Origin of the sequence: Pseudobutyrivibrio ruminis DSM 9787, from assembly GCF_900218035.1 — a bacterium.
Classification (GTDB): domain Bacteria; phylum Bacillota; class Clostridia; order Lachnospirales; family Lachnospiraceae; genus Pseudobutyrivibrio; species Pseudobutyrivibrio ruminis.
In genome coordinates this window covers 339,311-359,066 of sequence record NZ_OBMR01000002.1, presented here as the reverse complement: position 1 = coordinate 359,066, position 19,756 = coordinate 339,311, and the positions used below count along the sequence as shown (strand labels likewise).

Here is a 19,756-nt window from a genome sequence, read left to right as displayed (position 1 = left end):
TTATTTATAATTAATCAGTATAAATCATTTCGATTTCTTCAGGTGTACAGCCGTAATCATCAATTAACATTTGTCTTATATTTTCAACTGTTTCTTTACGATCATCCCAATTAATATCAAATAATTGTTTTTCATAGCTGATATCCATTGAATCATCAACGTTTACATCATATATATAAACCCGTGATAAAGCACCGTCTCCCGCACAGCCATAAGTTAATACAACCACAGCCTTTCCTGGCTTTAGCGCTCTTAGTTTTACACCACTTATTTCATTTAGAGAAAGCCCGAAAGAAAAATGTTCTATTTCCTCTAAAACCAAGTCATCTTGAGAAATGAAATAATCGTAATATTGCCCTCCAGACATAGAGGCTTTAAATGATAATGTTATTTCATCACCGGAAACATGTTCTCGATAAGGGATTTTTGTAACTATATCCTTGGCAATATAGAATCCGCTAAATCCAAAGCCTAATAAAAATATAAGAAAACAAGGCCAAAATATTATTCGCTTGACCCATAAGAAGAATTTTAACTTTGTAAATTTCCATGTAAAATGAAGAATCCCAGTTATTATTAATACTGGTATAAAGTAAAATATTGAATAAGTGAAAATTATTCCTATCGGATTCATAATATAATCCCCCCACTAGATATATACTCATAATATTAAAAATGTCCAAATAAGGCAAATATTAAAATTTTATCATATCAGTCTATGTTATACTCACTATAGTTAATTATGTAGAGGAGGGACTATGAATTCCAGAGAAGAAATCAAAGCAATTGTTGAATCACAACGTGCTTTCTTTAAAACCAATACAACTTTAGATTTAAGCTATCGCATTGATGCTCTTAAAAAGCTAAAGGCGATGGTTATTTCTCATGAAAAGGAAATGGAAGAGGCCCTTGAAAAGGATTTGGGGCGCCACTATGTGGAGGCTTATTTGTGCGATATCGGCAGTATCATTTTAGAGATAAATGAAACTATTGCAGGCTTAAAGAAATGGGCAAGGCCTGAAACGCATTTTAGTGGATTGGCATGTTTTCCAAGTATTATCACAAATGTTTATAAAATGCCTTACGGAAATACGTTAATCATCAGCCCTTTCAATTTTCCATTCTTACTATCGCTGGGCGTTTTAATCCCAGCTGTAGCAGGCGGAAATACTGCTGTCATCAAGGCCAGCTCAAAGAGTGTCCATTGTACAGCCTTGCTTAAAAAGATGGTGGCCGAAACCTTCCCATCTAACTACATTACAGTTATTGACGGCGGCCATGATGTAGCTGACTTCTGCTTGGAAGAGCGCTTTGATAAAATCTTTTACACTGGTTCTCCAAAGGTAGCGGTGCATGTAATGGAGATGGCCGCCAAGAATCTCACACCAGTGGCCCTGGAACTTGGCGGCGAGAATGGAAATTGGTGCATAGTTAGAAAAGATGCTGATATAAAAGATGCTGCTAGAAAGATTGCATTCTTCAAAGCTCTTAACAGCGGCCAAATTTGCATCAACATCAATCAGGTTGCCGTTGCAAAAGAAATTGCTGATGATTTTATAAAAGAGCTGAAAGCAGCCTTTAATAAAAGCTTGGGGAATGACCCTTTAACAAATCCAGAGTATCCAAAGCTGATTACAGCAGGAGCTTATGATAAATGCGAAGCAGAAGCAAAAGAATATGAAGATAGAATTCTTTTTGGTGGAAAGGGTAATCGCGAGACCCAAAAATTTGAGCCAACCATCATCTACCCAGTGACCACCAACGAAAAGATTGTTAATCACGAATTATTCAATCCACTGCTTCCAATCGTCCCATACGAGGATGACAAGATTGATGAGTTGATTGAAGAAATCTCAAGAAGAGAGCATGGACTTTCACTATACATTTTCACACGAAATAAAAGATGGGCTAAGCGCATGTTTGCGACCATGCAATATGGCGGTGGATGTCTAAACGAAGTGTGTGTTCACTTGATGGTAAAGGGTGTACCATTTAATGGCGTGGGCCATTCGGGAATGGGAGCGTACCACGGTCATGCTGGATTTAGAGAGTTCACTCATTCATCCACTGTTTTATACGGAAAAACAAAAGGCAACTTATCACTGCGAGAGCATCCTTATTCAAAGGGAGCCGAGGGCAAGATGAGATTGCTAAAGCTATTTGAAAGATAATTAAGAAATATGATTTTGATTGGAGGATGAAACATTTAACGTTTTAATCACAGGCAGGTGCTATCATACATCCATGGAGGGGTGAGCTATGGATGCTATGGTACCAGTTAAAGATGATCAAGAAGCTGCAAATGAATACTTCGAAGTATATATGTCGCTGCGAGCTGCACTGAGAGAGGGCAAGATTGAAACCACAGATGTGGAAGAATATCTGGCTTATAAAGAACGAATGCTTCCAAAGAAGGCTAGGGAAATTGCGCAGGAGATGATTTTAAATGTTAAAGACTACCAATAGGTGGTCTTTTTGCGTTTAGAAAGCATGGAGAAATATATATGGGAGTATTAATTATTATTATAGGACTAATTTCAATATTTGTACTTAGTGCAATAAACAGTACACCTGAAGCTATTGGAAAAAGAGGCGAAAATGAAATCGCAAAGGACCTTTATAGCATATATTTTTGGGGATACGAGGGTTATTGCCTAAAGAATATTTATGTTCCTAGAGAAGATGGCTCTACTTCGGAAATAGATTTGTTATATATAACATGCAAAGGTTTCTTTGTTATTGAAAGTAAGAATTATAGCGGATATATTTTTGGTAACGATCGAAGGAAGGAGTGGACCAGTACGCTTTATGGTGGAAGAGCTTGGTTTGGCCGTAGTAAGGTTAATAAATATAAGTTTTATAATCCTGTTTGGCAAAATAATACTCATATTAAAGCTTTAAAACATTATTTAGGAGATATATCTGCAATATCGATTATTGTATTTGGCAGCAACTGTGAATTAAAAAATATAAATGTAAATGCGAATAATGTATATATCTGTTACGAGAATGACCTTAAGAAATTAATAAAGAGTATTTGGAATGCAACACCTACAAGATATACTAGGGAAGAAGTAGAAAGGTACTACAATAGGCTTTTGCCATTGACGGGTGCTACTACTGAAGCGAAAAGAGCTCATGTTCAAAAGATTTATGAAAAACAACAAGGGGAAAAATGTCCGCGTTGTGGAGGAACTTTGGTATTAAGACAAGCTAAAAAAGGAATATATGCAGGTAATCAGTTTTACGGATGCTCTAATTATCCAAAGTGTAAATATATAAGAAACAATTAGGCATGAAAAACGCCCAAGAGAAACCTCTTGGGCGTGATTATTTATAACAAGCAACAAGGATTTTGGGCGGGCGTCCAATAGCTCCCGCATCTCTCGGAGTTACCTCCTGTCAAACCATCGGCGTGTAGACGTGGACGAATTCTTCTACCTCCAAAACCCTTGTATTTGTTATTATCATAATATCATGGCTATTTTTTTTTGTAAAGAATAGCCTTATTCTTTAGAAGTCTTTTCCATTCTTTTTCACGAATGGTTTGGAATGTAATAACAGAGTTTTTATACTCAGGATTATCAGTAGATGTTGCGAGTCGAACAACAGCTTTTAGATGAATATTATCATCAATTAAAATATCTTTTAATGCAACAGCACTATTGGGTTTATTAGCCTCAATAATGTAGTCTGGCTCTTCAACAGTGGTTTTAATATATTCAAGATAAAGCATGTAGTCATCAGGATGACGTTGCTTTATGTGTTGTAGTCGTTCATTAGTTAATATTACATCATCTGTTATTATATCTTCTGTGACACAGTTATAAATAGCTTTATGTAGCTTAGCTATAATATTCATTTTTGGATTCTTTCTAGTAGCTGATTTATCAAGCTACTCATATATTGTAACATATAAGACACGAACATAAAATCGAAAAGTGTTCGGGGGAATGTTCGAAATTGAATACATATTTTAAAGGGTAGTAGAAAAAAACAAATAGGATTATTTAACGGTTTAATCACAGTAGAGTGCTATCATACATCAATGGAGGTGAAATAAATGAAAAAAATAGTAAGTATATTATTAATATCTCTAATGCTTAGTATAGCAATGGGGTGTGGCAGTACAAATTCTGAAAAAATACAAGGCGATTCGCAAAGTGCCACAAATCATACAGATGAAGAAGATGTTAATAATGATACTAATCAAAAGGTTGAGGTAGACGAAGGTTTGCTTGAGGTTGAAGTAACTCTTCCTGCTTCATTTTTCTCTGATTCAGAGGAAGAAGTAACTCAAGAGTCATTAGAGGAAAAAATAAAGGATGAAGATGGCATTAAATCAGTAAAACTAAATGAAGATGGTTCAGTCACATACGAAATGACAAAAAAGAAGCAGAAGGAAATGCTTGATGAAATAAAAGAAAGTATTGATGAATCTTGTCAGTCGCTGGTTGATAATGAAGATACATCATTTGTTTCAATTGAATACAATGATGATGTAACAGAATTTACTTGTGTTATGACAAATACAGAACCTAATTTATCGGAAAGCTTTTCAGTTATTTCTATTTATTTACTTGGCGCTTATTATAATACATTCGCCGGGGAAAGTGATTTTGATGTAAAAGTTCAATATGTAAACGAAGAATCTGGTGAAACAGTTTACGAGGGAAGCTATCAAGAATGGTTGAAGAAGGCAGAAGCATCTGGTAATTAGGATTAGAAATGTAGAATGTAACTAAGTATACAAAAGTGGCGGAGCATTTACTCTGCCACTTTTATAATGTGTTATAATATCCCTAGTTATTCAACAAACAAAATATCGTATACACGATTTTATGTAGGGAGCTATTTATAATGATTGTTTACGATGGGGTAAAAACAGATTTTCTAAAAAGCTGTGAGAATGATTCTATAGCACTGGAGATAGAGCAGAATATTCTTTCAAAAATGGGGCGCCATACTCCTAAAGCCGAATTCAGATCTTGGGAAAACTCGCTTAACTATATGTACAAGGTTCTAAATGATGATGAGATTCCTAATGATTCCGGCATAGCTATCGAGTTCAACATTCCACAGACTTCTAAACGAGTTGATTTCATTATTTCTGGTTACAACGATTCCCAGGAACCAAATATGATTATTGTGGAGCTCAAACAATGGGACGAGCTGAAAGCCGTAGAGGGCGTAGATGCACTTGTCGAAACTTATATTGGCGGTGCAGTCAGAAAGATGGTGCATCCGTCGTATCAGGCTTGGAGTTATGCGCAGTTAATCAAAGATTATAATGCGTCAGTTCAGGATAGGCGAGTGAAATTGCATCCTTGTGCTTGTATGCATAATTATGTTCGTCAGAAAGATGATCCTGTCGATGCAGAACAGTATAAAGACTATTTAGAAGATGCTCCTGTATTTACAAAGGGACATGCTTCTGATTTACGAAAATTTATAAAGCAATCTATTGTTTATGGTGATAAGAAAGATATTTTATATCTTGTTGATCATGGTAAGATTCGTCCATCCAAGAGTTTGCAAAATTCCATTGCATCAATGCTTAAGGGCAATAAAGAGTTCATTATGATTGATGAGCAAAAGGTTGCATATGAAGAAATTTTGCGACTTTCATTGATGTGCCAGAAGGATTTTAAGAAACGTACTATTATTGTAAAAGGCGGTCCTGGTACAGGTAAATCTGTTATAGCTGTAAACCTTTTGGCGGAACTTACATTAAGAGACCAGATGGTACAGTATGTTTCAAAGAATAGTGCACCACGTCAGGTTTATCTGCAGAAGCTCAAGGGTGAGATGAAGAAAAGCTCGGTTGATAATATGTTCAAGGGCTCTGGTACATATACTGAAACAGGATTGAACGTAGCTCATACATTGTTGGTTGATGAAGCTCATAGATTGAATGCAAAATCTGGTATGTTCCATAACAAAGGAGAAAATCAGATTAAGGAGATAATCCATTCAGCATATTGCAGCGTATTCTTTATAGATGAGAGTCAAAGAGTAACAATGGATGATATTGGTTCTGTTGAAGAAATTGAAAAATGGGCTAGAGAAGAAGAGTCAGAATTGTCATATTTAGAATTGCAATCTCAGTTTAGATGTAATGGTTCAGATGGATATTTGGCTTGGCTGGATGACGTTTTGGATATAAGAGAAACTGCCAACTATGATCTAGAAGGAATTGATTATGATATTCGAATTCTAGATTCACCAATGGAAGTTCGTAATTTGGTTATTGAGAAAAATAAATCTTCTAATCGTGCACGAATATTGGCTGGTTATTGTTGGGAATGGTTAAAAGCAGAGCAGAATAATACGAATTATCATGATATCAAGATTAACGATTTTGAAATGAGTTGGAACCTTGGAGGAGGCGAACCATTTGCAGTGAGTGATACTTCGGTAAATGAGGTTGGATGTATTCATACTTCTCAGGGGCTGGAGTTTGATTATGTTGGTGTTATCATTGGTGATGACATGAGATATGAGAATGGAAAAGTTGTTACAGACTTTACTCGTAGAGCTAAGACAGATCAATCACTAAAGGGAATCAAGAAACTTTACAAAGAAGATCCTGAGCTTGCAAATAGTAAGGCAGATGAAATAATCAAAAACACTTATAGAACATTGCTTACTAGAGGAATGAAAGGGTGCTATATATATTGTACCGACAAGAATATGGAAGATTATTTAAAGAAAAGGCTAGAGATGTGCCATAAATAATGAATATATAGTATCTAGTAAGCTGAGAGAGTCTACGGACTCTCTTTTTTATATACTTAAATACAAAAAATTGAGGTATAATTACCTTCTAAAAAGCATTTTATATGCTATAATTTTCTAGTGTCTATTGATAATAATACACATGGAGAATGATGGTGGGAAAATTAGTAAGGGATAAGATTCCACAGATAATCCAGGCTGATGGAAAGAGTCCAATAATTAGGACTTTGTCAGAAGAGGATTACTTACAGGAATTGGATAAAAAACTAAATGAAGAAGTGGCAGAATATCAGGCTGACAAATCCATAGAGGAAATGGCCGATGTGCTGGAAGTGCTTTATGCTATATGTGAAGCCAGAGGACATTCTTTGGAGGAGCTTGAGCAAGTACGTAAGGAGAAGTCTGATAAGCGCGGAGCTTTTAAAGAACGCATTTATTGGGAGGGGAACCGCTGATGAATCTGCCATATTCTGATGAACTTCATATTGAATATCTGAGTCGACTTTTTGATAATACTAGCGAGTGCTATAAGTTCTTTTGGTTTAAGGCTATTCTTGAAAAAGTGGTTGCGGGCCATACTGAGATAGCTTTCGAAGAGCTGGTAGATGACATGATTGCTAGTGCCTGGTACATGGTTACAGAGTATCATCTGAACCTTGGACCAAAGGATACGTTGGAAAGTCTGGTCAATCTCATAAAAGATAAGAATCCAAGCTTTACTTCAAACATCAAAAAGCCTGAGCTTATCGCATATTTATCTGAGACTCAGGATAAAGAAATAAATTCAAAGAAGAGAACATTGATATTAAATGTTCCTTATCGTTTACAAGCACCTTTTGTTCCTGGAATAAAAGGCAAAGCTTGGGATGTTCCAAAAGATATACTTATTGAAAATATTAATAATCACAACGGCATCATGTATTACTTCTTAGGATTGAATGGCCTGTTATCCAAAATCATTGTGAAGGATGAATGGGTTAATTACTTTGTGAAGAATCAGGAAATTATTCGAGGCTGGCTTGAGTACAATATGATTCTATATTTGCAAAGAAGAAATCCAAATGTGCCAGGCATTGCTGACAAGCTGTACCCACCACAGGAACGTAAACTTGATGATGTGAAGAAATACTGGAAGCTGATTCTGACTGTATCGCCAGAACCAGTGGAGGAGATATATGGTAAGACCATACTGACTCCAAACGATATTTCCATAGATCACTTTGTGCCTTGGTCATATGTTGCGCATGATGAGATGTGGAATTTGAATCCTACTACTAGGAGTATCAATAGTTCAAAGAGTAATAACCTACCTGAGTGGAATACCTACTTTGAACGATTAGCGGAGCTGGAGTACCGTTCATATAGAATGATGCGTAAATACGATATAGTTCGTAAGGAATTTAAAAAGTGCGCCAAGAAGCATTTCAATGATGACAAAATTAAATATCGCATATACGAATCAGAAATAGAGTATGAACAGTTTCAAAAAGAGCTTGAAGCGGTGATACTTCCGGTATATAAGTCGGCACAGAATTGCGGATTTATGGAGTGGAAGTATCCAGAAAATGGAAAAATTTAATTTGGTCATTTTTAGTTTAATTTAGTCATTTGAGGGTCAAATGACTAAATTGAAAGGGTGGAGTGTTACCATTATTTTTATGGCTTGGCGTTTGTTTTTTAATCCAAAGAGATTGACGTTTATACTGTGGGTCGATGGATTACAGTCATATTTTTTAAAAATATTGAGGAAAAAGTATATAAGATGATAACTGAAGAAGAGTTAAAAGGAAAACTAATTAATAATGACGACTTGTTTGAAAAAATAGTAGTGTTCAATGCAGATTTTGATATTGTACCGCATAATGGAAATCACATGGGGGCGTATATAACAATAAGAGATACTAAGGAACTGCGAGATCAATTTTTAGGTTCACTTTACGATACGATAGTGGAATACGTTTATAGTAAAGACAAGTATTGTGCTTTAGTTGATAGAGAAATTAATCGAAGTAATAAATCTATGCCAAATGCCTTTTCTTATGTGCAAAGGAAAGCGGCACATAAATTCCGTGGTAAATTTGATGATAATAATATGCTTATACAGGGGCAACTGGGTGAATTGTTGCTGTTTCATTTTATTCAAAGATTTAAAGGAGCTGTTCCTTTATTAAGGAAAATGCCTGTTACAACATCAGATTCTTTGGAACGAAATGGATGTGATGCGATACACTATAAGTACGAGAATAAAAAGAATATCTTTTATTTAGGAGAAGCAAAAACTTATTCTTCAAAATATAAATTCAAAACTGCATTTAAAGAAGCATTAGAGAGTATCACTACTACATACATGAACATAGATGATGAATTAAAGCTATATGTTTCTGAAGATTTTTTAGATAAGGATTTAAATGATATAGCAGATGATTTTATAGAGGGGAGATTGCCAAATTCAGAAATCTATCCGGTTATTGTGATTATTTATAATGAGAATAATAAAAGAAAAGGAGATAATGAGGATTCAATTAAGAGAGAAATTGAAAATATAATAAAAAAGAGATTCAAGGATTTTGATGATAATTTAATTGATATTAAAAATCCTGTAATTCAACGAATTACATTTATTGTATTTCCGATATGGAGACTTGATGATTTAGTCGAAAAATTCCAGAAAATGATTGTAGATTAATTGGGTGGTTATTAAGAGTGAAAAAAGAATACAAAGATTTATTAAATTATTGGTTAGAGATTGATTTTGTATACATTGCAAATAAGGCAGGTTTTTTATCTAAAAGATTAGAAGTTGACGAAGTATATGTAAATAAAACTATACATATCCTGGATAAAATGACAAGGGATGAGAATATTGATAAGAATATAGTAATCACAATATTAGCTCTGTTGTGGGAGCATGCTGATAAGGAAAGGTATGATATTCGTCAGGTCGCTTTACTCTTTTTGTCGAGAATAGGATATCCTACGTCTGCAATTATTTGTGATGAAGGATTTGATAAAAAGAATTGTTTATTTTCGCCGGTTCATAGTCTTATTCAAGAACTATCTATTATGGCTCATCAAGAAAAAAATGAAGTGAAAATTTGTAACAAGAATTTTCTTTTAACAGATTATCAGAAAAAAATATGGGATGCTTTTGATTCAGATAAAAAGATTGTTGGAATATCGGCACCTACATCTGCTGGAAAATCATTTGTTATAGCTCTGAAAATAATGTATGAATTATCTCGAAAAAATATGGATGTCGTTTACATAGTACCGACTTTAAGTCTAATTAATCAGGTTACTGAAGATTTTAATTCATTAAGGAAAGAATTTGGGATAGAGAACTGTTTAATCTCTAGTACATATCAGAGTAATCAATCAGATTTTAATTATATTTATGTTTTAACACAGGAAAAAGCGATTGCTTCTTTTGATTTAAATGAAAATGCTTTCAATAAAAACTTAGTTTTTGTTGTAGATGAAGTTCAGAACATTGAAAGAATGCAGGATGAAAATGATGAAAGAGCGAAAGTGTTATTTGATGCACTTTTAGAATTTAGTTATAAAGAAAATGTTTTAAAAGTTATAGTTTCAGGGCCTAGAATTGAGAATATTGATAGCTTTGCGAGTGATTTCTTCAAGGACGAAGCTGTTGATTGTTCTACGAATATAAGCCCAGTGTTAAATATAACATATAGTATTGCAAAATATGGTAGGGATTATTATTTTAAACAGTATTGTGCACTTACAGCCAAAGCTAATCAGTGTAAAATAGAAGATTCTTCTATGATTATAGGATATGGTAAATCTAAATATGACGAGTCTTATTTAGAATATTTAGGTTTGATTGTGAATAAGCTTGGTTCGAATAATCAAAATCTTATTTTTGCGCCTACTGTAGCAACTGCAAGAAATATTGCACTTTCATTAAAAGGGAAAAAGAATGGAGAAGTTCAAGCACTTGTGGACTATTACAAAGAAACAGTACGAGATAATTATGCATTATCTCAGGCCTTAAATAACGGTGTTGCATATAATCACGCGAGACTACCTATGCATGTTAGGAGAACTGTTGAAAAAGCTATAAGCAATAAAGTTGTTAGTAATGTAGTTTGCACAACTACATTATTGCAAGGCGTAAATCTACCTGCACAAAACATCTTTATAAGAAACCCTCATCTTTATGAGAAAAAGAGTGGACAGACACCTGAGCTTACTAATTACGAGATGGCAAATTTACGAGGTAGAGCAGGCCGATTATTGAAAGATTTTGTGGGAAGAACTTTCGTCTTGGATGAGAATTCCTTTGGAGAAACTGAAGGATATGAGCAGGAGGAGTTATTTGATAATCCAGAGAAGGAGTTACCTACAGGGTTTGAAGTGCAGTACGAGAATTATTCAGCTGAAATTGCAACTGCTTTAGATAATAAAATGGTCGTAAATGACGAGATGCAGGGTTACGGACATCTTGTTTCGTATATTCGTCAAACTGTAATGCGTTATGATAGTGGAGCGAAAGCACGACTGGACAATGTTGGTATACATCTTACCAAAGAACAAGTTGCAGCAATTATTCTTAAAATGAATGAATTGGAGGTCCCTAGAGAAATATGCAGTAAAAATAGATATTGGGATCCTATGATTCTTAACGAAATATATACTAGTGATATTTGTGATGTTCCTAATTCTCCAATAGACAGAAAAGCGAAAGATAAATTAGCAAATGTATTGAAAGAATTACGAAATAATCCTTGCACGTCATATATGTATAATAAGTATATTCCAAGAGAGTATCGTAACGGTAGAATGAGGCATATAATGTGTGATGACGCAATCAAATGGGCAAAAGGAATAAAGCTGTGTGATTTATTGAAGGGCAGTTATTATGATGGACCAGATGGAATGGATCATATAGATAATACAATTGATATGCTTGAGAGGACAGTTTCGTATAAATTACCACTTCTTTTGAAACCAATTTATGATATGAAATTGCCTGAAAGTACATTTTTAAGTACACTACAAGTTGGAGCAAATATACCAGGAATTAGACATATGATAGAGATTGGTATTCCTAGAGAGACAGCCATTTATTTATATGAAAAGTGTTTTGCTTCAGAGGAAGGCTGGGAAGATGAAGTTGAGGAAAAAAAGATTAGACAATTAATAAAAGATAAATTCAACGAATTACCATATTGGATTCAAGTTCAGTTGAATTATTTGATTTAAAGGACAATGGGGGCAGGAAAGGCTGGAAATGGATAGAGAATTATCGAATGATTTGAAAGGTAATATTTTTCAAGATGATTTATTGGCTGATTTATGGGGAGTAAATTTAGAAGAAAATCTTCATTTTTACTATGATGAAAGTAACAATTGTAGAAAGTTTTGGATAGATTCAGAAAAGGGAGATTTTAATCATAATCCAGAAGCTGACTTTGTTTTGGCAGGAATTGCATGTGAAGAAGAATTACAAATACCATTTTCTGAGTTGATTGAACGGTTCAGATTACAAAAAAATGTGACTGAACTGAAAAGCAAAAGTTTGTTTAAAGGAAAAGATTTTCTAGGGTGCATGGAGGTGCGGTATACAGCTGCATTATTTAAATTAATCGACGACTATGATTTGTATGTGCATTATAAACATATCAATAATTTTTTCTATACAATAGTTGAGATAATGGATTCAATAACTGATCCAGAGGAAATAGCTGAATTTGGCTTTGATTATTTTCAATTGAAATCAACGCTATATAATATGCTTGTACCTAATATTTCTGCAGTCAAAGAAGTAATGATTAAGTATCATTATCCGAGCATAAAAAAAGAAGAAATTGGTAATTTTTGTACGGCTCTGTTAAGCACAATGGAGATTAGATTTAATCAGAGTCCAGATGAAAAGTTTTTATCAGGAGTGTTAAAGCGAGCATCTGGTAGGGAAGAACTCCTATTTATCCAAGACGAAGAAGAATATCTATTGCAAGAAGATTTTTCGCTTTTTTATGCAGAACCAATATTGAAATTTACAAAATCATATCATCATTTTGATGAGGAATTATCTATTCAAGAAAAAATACTTGATATTGTTAACATGTATTCTTCAAATTTAACGAATTATGAGTTTGTTAATTCTAAAGACAATACTATGGTTCAGATTTCTGATTTAGTTGCAGGTATAATGGGGAGATTCTTTTTATTCATAAATGCAACACAAAGTGCAGATTTCAGACGTATAATACGTGGATTGAGTGATGTTCAATTAGTCAATTGCTGCAAGCTTAATGAACTTATTAGTAAGTCAGATATGAGAAATAAAGGGTTATTACATAGTATTACGGCCATTGGAATTCTGAAAAAATCGGTGTTATTTTTTGAGTATGTAAGTGCTGAAAATAAGCGACGCTTAAAGAATTAAGAAAAAGTCATAAGTAAATTTCTATTACGTTTGATTCTATGGTTCAACTTGCTATGGGAAAGAAGGCTTATAAGCCTTCTTTCTTTTTATTTGAACAAACTTTTGGGTAATTATGTTAAAATATAATATAGATTATTTTGGGGGATAATATGGGCCTATTTGACAAATTATTTGGAAATAGACAACAGAATATTGATTATCATATAGGTGATGCCATCTTAAGTAATGATGCTCGAAACGAGAGAGCAAATCGATTGCTGGAGTATGGCAGGTTCCTGCATACTCTAAATTCTGAGGATAGATATATTGCAAAAAGCGAATATTTAAAGCAAATATCAGATTATAAAGATGATGTAGATTTCTTCAGTGTACTTAAACAAAGCGGAATGCTCAAAAGCTTTTGTAAGAAAAACGGAGTACAGGTCAAAGATGTAGACAGCATTATCGAGATGGATGCTGACTTAGAAAAGGTTATAGATGAGCATAACGAAAAATTCATTGCAAAAGCAATGGTTGAAGAAAAGCAGTATCTTGATGGTATTTTAAGAGCAGTGGATTCCAATATTATCTTGGATGATGACCAGCGTAGAGTTGTGCTTACTGATGAGGATTACTGTTTAGTAATAGCTGGTGCAGGCGCTGGCAAAACGACAACTGTTGCAGCAAAAGTTAAGTATCTTGTTGATAAGAAGAATATTGACCCTTCTCAGATATTAGTGGTTTCTTTTACTAATAAAGCTGTAAACGAGTTGAAAGAACGCATTCAGAAGGATTTAGGAATAGATTGTCCTATAGCAACATTCCATTCTACCGGAAATGCGATAATTCATAAGAATTCCCCAGACGAAAAATTGAATATAGTTGATCAATCAAAGCTTTATTTTGTTATTCGCGATTACTTCCGTAATTCGATTATGCGTAATGAAAGTGCGGTGAACAATCTTATTTTGTTCTTTGCATCTTATTTTGATGCGCCTTATGAAGGAAATGATTTGAATGGATTTTTCAATAATATTGCTAAAGCAAATTTTTCAACGATGCGAAGTGATTTGGAGGACTTTAAGCGTGAGGTGATTGATGCCAGAACGAAAAAGTCCGTGACGATTCAAAATGAAATATTACGTTCTTATCAGGAAGTTGAAATCGCAAACTTCTTATACCTTAACAATATTGATTACGAGTATGAGCCAATTTATAAGTATGACATTACATTTGCACGTAAGCCATATACTCCTGATTTTATTATTTTTCAGGGGAATAAAGTAGCTTATATAGAACATTTTGGGATTACAGAATCTGGTAAGAATGATAGATTTTCTGATGAAGAGATTGAAAGATACAAGAAGGCTGTTAATGATAAAGTGACACTTCATAGGCAGCACGATACAACGCTTATTTATACTTTTTCGGCATACAATGATGGTAGAAGTTTGATTTCCCATCTGAAAGAAAAACTTGAAGAAAATGGATTTGAACTAAATCCCAGATCAAATAAAGAAGTTATGGAGATGCTTGTTGCTGGAGAGGAAAACAGGTATATCCGTCGATTGATAAGTCTTATTTGCCGATTTATATTTAACTTTAAGGTAAATGCATATCAGACAGATGATTTTAATAGAATGTATCATTCTACTCAGAATGTGCGTAGTAGATTATTCTTAAGCATTTGCAATGATTGTTATTTAGAATATGAACGTTGGTTGAAAGAAAACAACGCTGTTGATTTCGAAGATATGATAAATGAGTCTGCTAGGCTTCTTAGAGAAGTTAAAGACATGAAAAAGAAGTTGGATTTCAAATACATTATTGTTGATGAATATCAGGATATTTCACGTCAGAGATTTGATTTAACCAAGGCATTATCAGAAGTTACAGATGCAAAAATTATTGCAGTAGGTGATGACTGGCAGTCGATATATGCTTTTAGTGGATCCGATATTACTCTGTTTACAAAGTTCGAAGAGATTATGGGATATGCTAAGATGCTTAAGATTGTTAGGACATATCGTAATTCTCAGGAAGTAATAGACATTGCTGGAAACTTCATTCAGAGGAACAGGGAACAGATAAATAAACAGCTGATTTCTCCTAAACATATTGAAGACCCAGTTCTGATTTATACATATGATGGTTCAAGAAAAAAGAAGAGTGCTGATTGTAGAAGTGGTAGTAACTACGAGATGGCACGAGCCATTGAAAGAGTCATTGAAGATTTAATTGAGTATAAGAAGAAAGACCATGTAAAAGTAGGAAAAATCCTTCTTTTGGGAAGATATGGGTTTGATGGGGATCATCTTGAACGTACAGGATTATTTGAATACATCAATAAGACTAATAAGATTAAGAGTGTAAAGTATCCAAAACTGGATATCACATTTATGACAGCGCATTCATCTAAAGGTTTAGGTTACGATGATGTTATTGTAATAAATGGTAAAAATGAGACTTATGGTTTTCCTTCTAAAGTTGAAGATGATCCAGTACTATCATTTGTTATAAAAGGTGACCGTTCAATTGATTATGCGGAAGAACGTAGACTTTTCTATGTAGCAATGACACGAACAAAAAATAGGGTATTTTTTATTGCTCCTGATGAAAATCCATCAGAGTTTTTGATTGAGCTTAAAAAGACGTACAAGAATGTGAAGTTGCTTGGAGAGTGGAACGAGGATGAGCCTGTAAATATAGTAAAAAAAGCATGTCCAATTTGTGGATATCCTATGCAGTTTAAGTATAAGCGCGCATATGGATTACCACTTTATATATGTACGAATGAACCAGAACTGTGCGGCTTTATGACAAACGCATATCAGGCTGGTAAGCTTTGCGTACAGAAGTGTGATAAATGTAGAGATGGTTATTTGATTGTAAAACCCGGAAGAGATAAGAGTTTCTTCTTAGGATGCACAAATTATAAGCGGAATGGAACAGGCTGTAATAACACTATTAATAAACAGGCCTATTATGAAATGATGGGATATCAACTTGAACCGGAACCTGCTATAGAGAATAAGCCAGAGTTGCAGGAACCGATGAAGTCGAATCATAAGCCTAAGAGTTACAAGGTGGATAATAGTCCTGTAAAGAATAAGGATTATGTTGAAATACAAAAAGCAAATGTGGAACCAGTTCTTTATAGAGGTTATGATTTGAATGAGGTTGTTTATCTTACACTGTGTGCTTTACAAAATGTCAGTAGTGTCCGTTTCTATGGAATTACAACGTTATGTGAGGTTTTGCATGGTAGTGCTAAACAAAAGCTTTTAAAGGCAGGATTGGATATGGTCCCAGAATATGGTGTTTATTCAGATATTCCCATGGAGGATTTGAAAGGAATTGTTGAGTGGTTGATAAATGAGCATTATATGCTGCAAACAAAAGGGCAGTATCCTGTTTTACATTCTACGTATGAGGGACTGCATTATTCGGAAACAATTAATAAAACAATGCTTAATAAACTTAGTGTATTTTTAAAATCAAATGATTGAAAACAATATGGAGTCGTTTTGCATGTTGACATATATAAAGGAGGGTAAAAATGCAAGATTTTAGAAAACAAATAGAGGAAGATATAGCAGAATATGCTGAGAAATATTCGAGTATATCTAATATTAGTAAGCCTGAATGGGCATTTAATTTTTGGGTTCTTGATAAACTATTTTCTGAGGATGAGCAGTTAATAGAAGAAAAGATAGTCGATTATGATGATAAGGGAATAGATTGTTATGTTTGGCATGAGGATATGAAGGATTTGTATCTCATTCAAAACAAATTTTATTCAGAAGGAACGAATCTTTCAGTAGATTATGTAATGAATGATTTTTTGACACGAGCGATAGGCGCTTTAGAAAAAGGTACCTATACAAGATCGAAAGAATTGCAAGATATATATAATAAATTCCATCAGGAAGAAGATTTTCATATTTACTTTTATTTATATGTTACTAATAATTCTTCGAAAACTAAAAGCATTATGGAAAACATTGCAAAGTTTAATCAACAAAATGCTCATAATAGGATGGAAGCAAAGTTTTTCTCATTAGATGATATACAGCAGACATATTTTGATGAACCTTTAGTAAATAAAAAATCGTTTAACTATACTATTAATACGATTAACAAAGGTACCATCCTTAATGTAAACAACGATGCATATAAGATGACACAAGCACTAGATGCAAAATATGTGCTTACTCCGGTGCTGACAATTTATAAAATGGTACAAGCTGCTAAGAAAGAAAATTATCCATTATTTGATGATAATATTAGGGAATATTTAGGTGGTACAGGTGGTGTTAATAAGAAAATAAAAGATACTTTAAATAATCCAAATGATAGAATTAATTTTTTCTTTTATAACAATGGAATTACTATGATAGTGGATGACATAGGTTCTGAACAAATGGGAGTACAGGGACGTGAATTTGAAGTTTTTGATCCACAAATTGTTAATGGATGTCAAACAGTAAGCACTATTTATGATGCATTGTCAAGTTTACCACCTAGCTCTTTAGATAAAGAGTTTGAAAATACATATGTCATGGTAAAAATATTAAAAATTCCTGCTAATGATGGAACCTTAAAGGAATTGTATCAGAATATTGTACGTTATAATAACTCTCAGAATGCTATTACAGAAAAAACATTTACTGCAATAGCAAATGTATTTAAAAGAGTTCAGGCGGAATTCGAGGCTAAGGGATTTTTGGTATGCATAAAACAAAGTGACAAATATACTTTCACAACAAAGTACAAAACACCTACAGCATTGATAGATGCAAATAAATTATTCATTAATCGTTTTGGATTGGATGAGCTAACAAAAGTTAAGGATTTTGTAATAGATTTAGAGAAGTTATTGCAGGTGTTTGTGGCTTTTGAATCTACTCCTTTAGCTGCAATCCAAAACAAGTCTAAGCTTTTAAAACAAAATGATAATATGAATAAACAAGTGGTAGAGTTTATTAAGAATCCATTAGTTACATCAAATGATTTGTTGAACTTATATTTATTATATTTACGCGCAGAGAAAGAGAAAAAGACAAGTCAAGATGGTAAGTCACCTAATCCATTCTACCTTATTTATTGCTTTTCTAAGTATGAATGCTTGGGGGATCCATCAAAAATAAGTGTAAAGCTTTCTTCAAAAGAAGAAATAGATAAAATTGTAAAAAAATATAAGCTTACACTAATTAGGTATTACAAAAAATGGGTGTCTATGAATCCGGGAAAAGAGTATAACGATATGATAAAATCTCAGGTTGATATTTCTATTCTTGATGAGGAGAAAGATGGTGCAGAGGATTTGTTGGCATTAGGTGATATGTAATTACCGGAGAGAAAATAGCAATGGAAGTACAATTTGATGACTTAGAAAAATCGGATTTATATGTTGATTGTGTTTATAAAGGCGGTACTGTGCCAAACATGTCCTCGGAACCATTTCATAAACTAATTCCAGGTTGTGAAAATGCTGGAGGATTTAGAAAGAAGCTCAGAGAAGATGGCTCTGGTAAGTATGCATATGTGGTTCTGTATACTTCAATGGAAGAACTTGAATGGCCAGATTACCTGGATGAGGAAACTGGTATTTTTAGATATTACGGTGATAATCGTGAACCAGGACGGGAACTTACAGATACAAAGAAAAAAGGCAATAAAATCCTTGAGATGGTCTTTGATTTATTGAATGAAGGCGTGGCTCTAGAGGATATGCCACCATTTTTCATCTTTAAAAAGACTGGAGTAGGTCGTGATATACAGTTCCTTGGTCTGGCAGTTCCTGGTAATCCTAAGATATCTCCAGATAAGGATTTGGTTGCGTTTTGGAGAACAGTTAAGGAAAAAAGATTCCAGAACTATGAGGCTTATTTTACTATATTAGATACTGGAAATAAGCCTATTTATCGGAATTGGATTGAATCCTTAATTTATGACCATGACAATAGTTTACAGTATGCGCCGGAAGCATGGCGGCGTTTTGTGAAACTAGGTCGTAATGGAATTACAGCATTAACAGCGCCTCGAATGCATAAGATACCTACCAGGTTTGAACAGCTTCCGGCTGGAAGTGATACTGAAGGATTATTGTGTCTTGATGCAATTAGGAATCATTACAATGATTTTAGTCAGGGATTTGAGGCTTGCGCAACAAGCATAATAGGTAAGATGGACACTAATTTTGTAGACTTCTCACTAACAAGACCTTGGCGTGATGGTGGTAGAGATGCACTTGGTTTTTATTCTATTAGTGCAGGTGGTAAAGTAAACTCGCCTTTGAAAATTGATTGCGCATTAGAGGCAAAGTGCTATGCTCCTACACATGGTGTAGGAGTTAAGGAAATGTCTCGCCTTATTTCGCGTATCAGATATAGGCAGTTTGGAATAATGATTACAACAAGTTATGTAGATAAGCAGGCATATCAAGAGGTTGTTGAGGATGGACATCCAATACTCATTGTTTCGGCTGTTGATATAGCTGGCGTTTTGCGTAAGAATGCAATTAACTCTTCAAATGTAGATGAGTGGTTAAAATCTGTTGATAGCACTGATAAAAGGATAATGGCATATTACCAAGGAATTAAGGATATTATGAGCAATAAATAG

At 34.0% G+C, this 19,756-nt stretch carries 15 protein-coding genes; 13 read left to right on the top strand and 2 right to left on the bottom strand.

Features of this window, described 5'->3' with window-relative positions; all coding sequences use genetic code 11:
- Window positions 1–10 precede the first annotated feature (10 nt).
- Window positions 11–634 (bottom strand): hypothetical protein, encoded by a 624-nt coding sequence (locus tag CRN97_RS01750; protein WP_097075624.1) that lies wholly within the window; start codon window positions 632–634, stop codon window positions 11–13.
- A 124-nt stretch (window positions 635–758) separates the two neighbouring features.
- On the opposite strand from CRN97_RS01750, the gene CRN97_RS01745 reads away from it, so the two are divergent.
- The 3 genes from CRN97_RS01745 (at window position 759) to CRN97_RS01735 (ending at window position 3,293) form a co-directional block, all read left to right on the top strand.
- Window positions 759–2,171, top strand: a complete 1,413-nt coding sequence (locus CRN97_RS01745; RefSeq protein ID WP_097075623.1) for an aldehyde dehydrogenase family protein — start codon at window positions 759–761, stop codon at window positions 2,169–2,171.
- Between the two features lie 88 nt (window positions 2,172–2,259).
- Window positions 2,260–2,466 (top strand): hypothetical protein, encoded by a 207-nt coding sequence (locus CRN97_RS01740; protein ID WP_097075622.1) that lies wholly within the window; start codon window positions 2,260–2,262, stop codon window positions 2,464–2,466.
- Between the two features lie 38 nt (window positions 2,467–2,504).
- Complete coding sequence (locus tag CRN97_RS01735) at window positions 2,505–3,293, top strand: nuclease-related domain-containing protein (protein WP_097075621.1); 789 nt, start codon at window positions 2,505–2,507, stop codon at window positions 3,291–3,293.
- Window positions 3,294–3,481: 188 nt separating this feature from the next.
- Here CRN97_RS01735 and CRN97_RS01730 read toward each other — a convergent pair whose 3' ends face one another.
- Window positions 3,482–3,862, bottom strand: a complete 381-nt coding sequence (locus tag CRN97_RS01730; protein WP_097075620.1) for a PBECR2 nuclease fold domain-containing protein — start codon at window positions 3,860–3,862, stop codon at window positions 3,482–3,484.
- 201 nt (window positions 3,863–4,063) lie between these two features.
- On the opposite strand from CRN97_RS01730, the gene CRN97_RS01725 reads away from it, so the two are divergent.
- From CRN97_RS01725 to CRN97_RS01680, 10 genes are all read left to right on the top strand, one after another.
- Window positions 4,064–4,720: a hypothetical protein gene (locus CRN97_RS01725; protein WP_097075619.1), complete on the top strand. Its 657-nt coding sequence runs from the start codon at window positions 4,064–4,066 to the stop codon at window positions 4,718–4,720.
- 140 nt (window positions 4,721–4,860) lie between these two features.
- Complete coding sequence (locus CRN97_RS01720) at window positions 4,861–6,738, top strand: DUF2075 domain-containing protein (protein WP_097075618.1); 1,878 nt, start codon at window positions 4,861–4,863, stop codon at window positions 6,736–6,738.
- Window positions 6,739–6,893: 155 nt separating this feature from the next.
- Complete coding sequence (locus CRN97_RS01715) at window positions 6,894–7,193, top strand: nucleoside triphosphate pyrophosphohydrolase (RefSeq protein ID WP_330372028.1); 300 nt, start codon at window positions 6,894–6,896, stop codon at window positions 7,191–7,193.
- Window positions 7,193–8,317, top strand: coding sequence for an HNH endonuclease domain-containing protein (locus CRN97_RS01710; RefSeq protein ID WP_097075616.1), 1,125 nt, complete (start codon window positions 7,193–7,195; stop codon window positions 8,315–8,317). Before CRN97_RS01715 ends, CRN97_RS01710 begins: the two co-directional genes overlap by 1 nt.
- A gap of 183 nt (window positions 8,318–8,500) precedes the next feature.
- Window positions 8,501–9,424 carry a HamA C-terminal domain-containing protein gene (locus CRN97_RS01705; protein WP_097075615.1) on the top strand — a complete coding sequence of 308 codons (924 nt, stop codon included), beginning with the start codon at window positions 8,501–8,503 and terminating at the stop codon, window positions 9,422–9,424.
- Between the two features lie 17 nt (window positions 9,425–9,441).
- Window positions 9,442–11,964, top strand: coding sequence for a DEAD/DEAH box helicase (locus tag CRN97_RS01700; RefSeq protein WP_097075614.1), 2,523 nt, complete (start codon window positions 9,442–9,444; stop codon window positions 11,962–11,964).
- Window positions 11,965–11,992: 28 nt separating this feature from the next.
- Complete coding sequence (locus CRN97_RS01695) at window positions 11,993–13,150, top strand: DUF3800 domain-containing protein (RefSeq protein WP_097075613.1); 1,158 nt, start codon at window positions 11,993–11,995, stop codon at window positions 13,148–13,150.
- A 149-nt stretch (window positions 13,151–13,299) separates the two neighbouring features.
- Window positions 13,300–16,638 carry a UvrD-helicase domain-containing protein gene (locus tag CRN97_RS01690; protein WP_097075612.1) on the top strand — a complete coding sequence of 1,113 codons (3,339 nt, stop codon included), beginning with the start codon at window positions 13,300–13,302 and terminating at the stop codon, window positions 16,636–16,638.
- A gap of 50 nt (window positions 16,639–16,688) precedes the next feature.
- Entirely contained in the window at window positions 16,689–18,479 is a 1,791-nt protein-coding gene (locus CRN97_RS01685) for an AIPR family protein (protein ID WP_097075611.1), read from the top strand.
- 20 nt (window positions 18,480–18,499) lie between these two features.
- Window positions 18,500–19,756, top strand: coding sequence for a restriction endonuclease (locus CRN97_RS01680; RefSeq protein ID WP_097075610.1), 1,257 nt, complete (start codon window positions 18,500–18,502; stop codon window positions 19,754–19,756).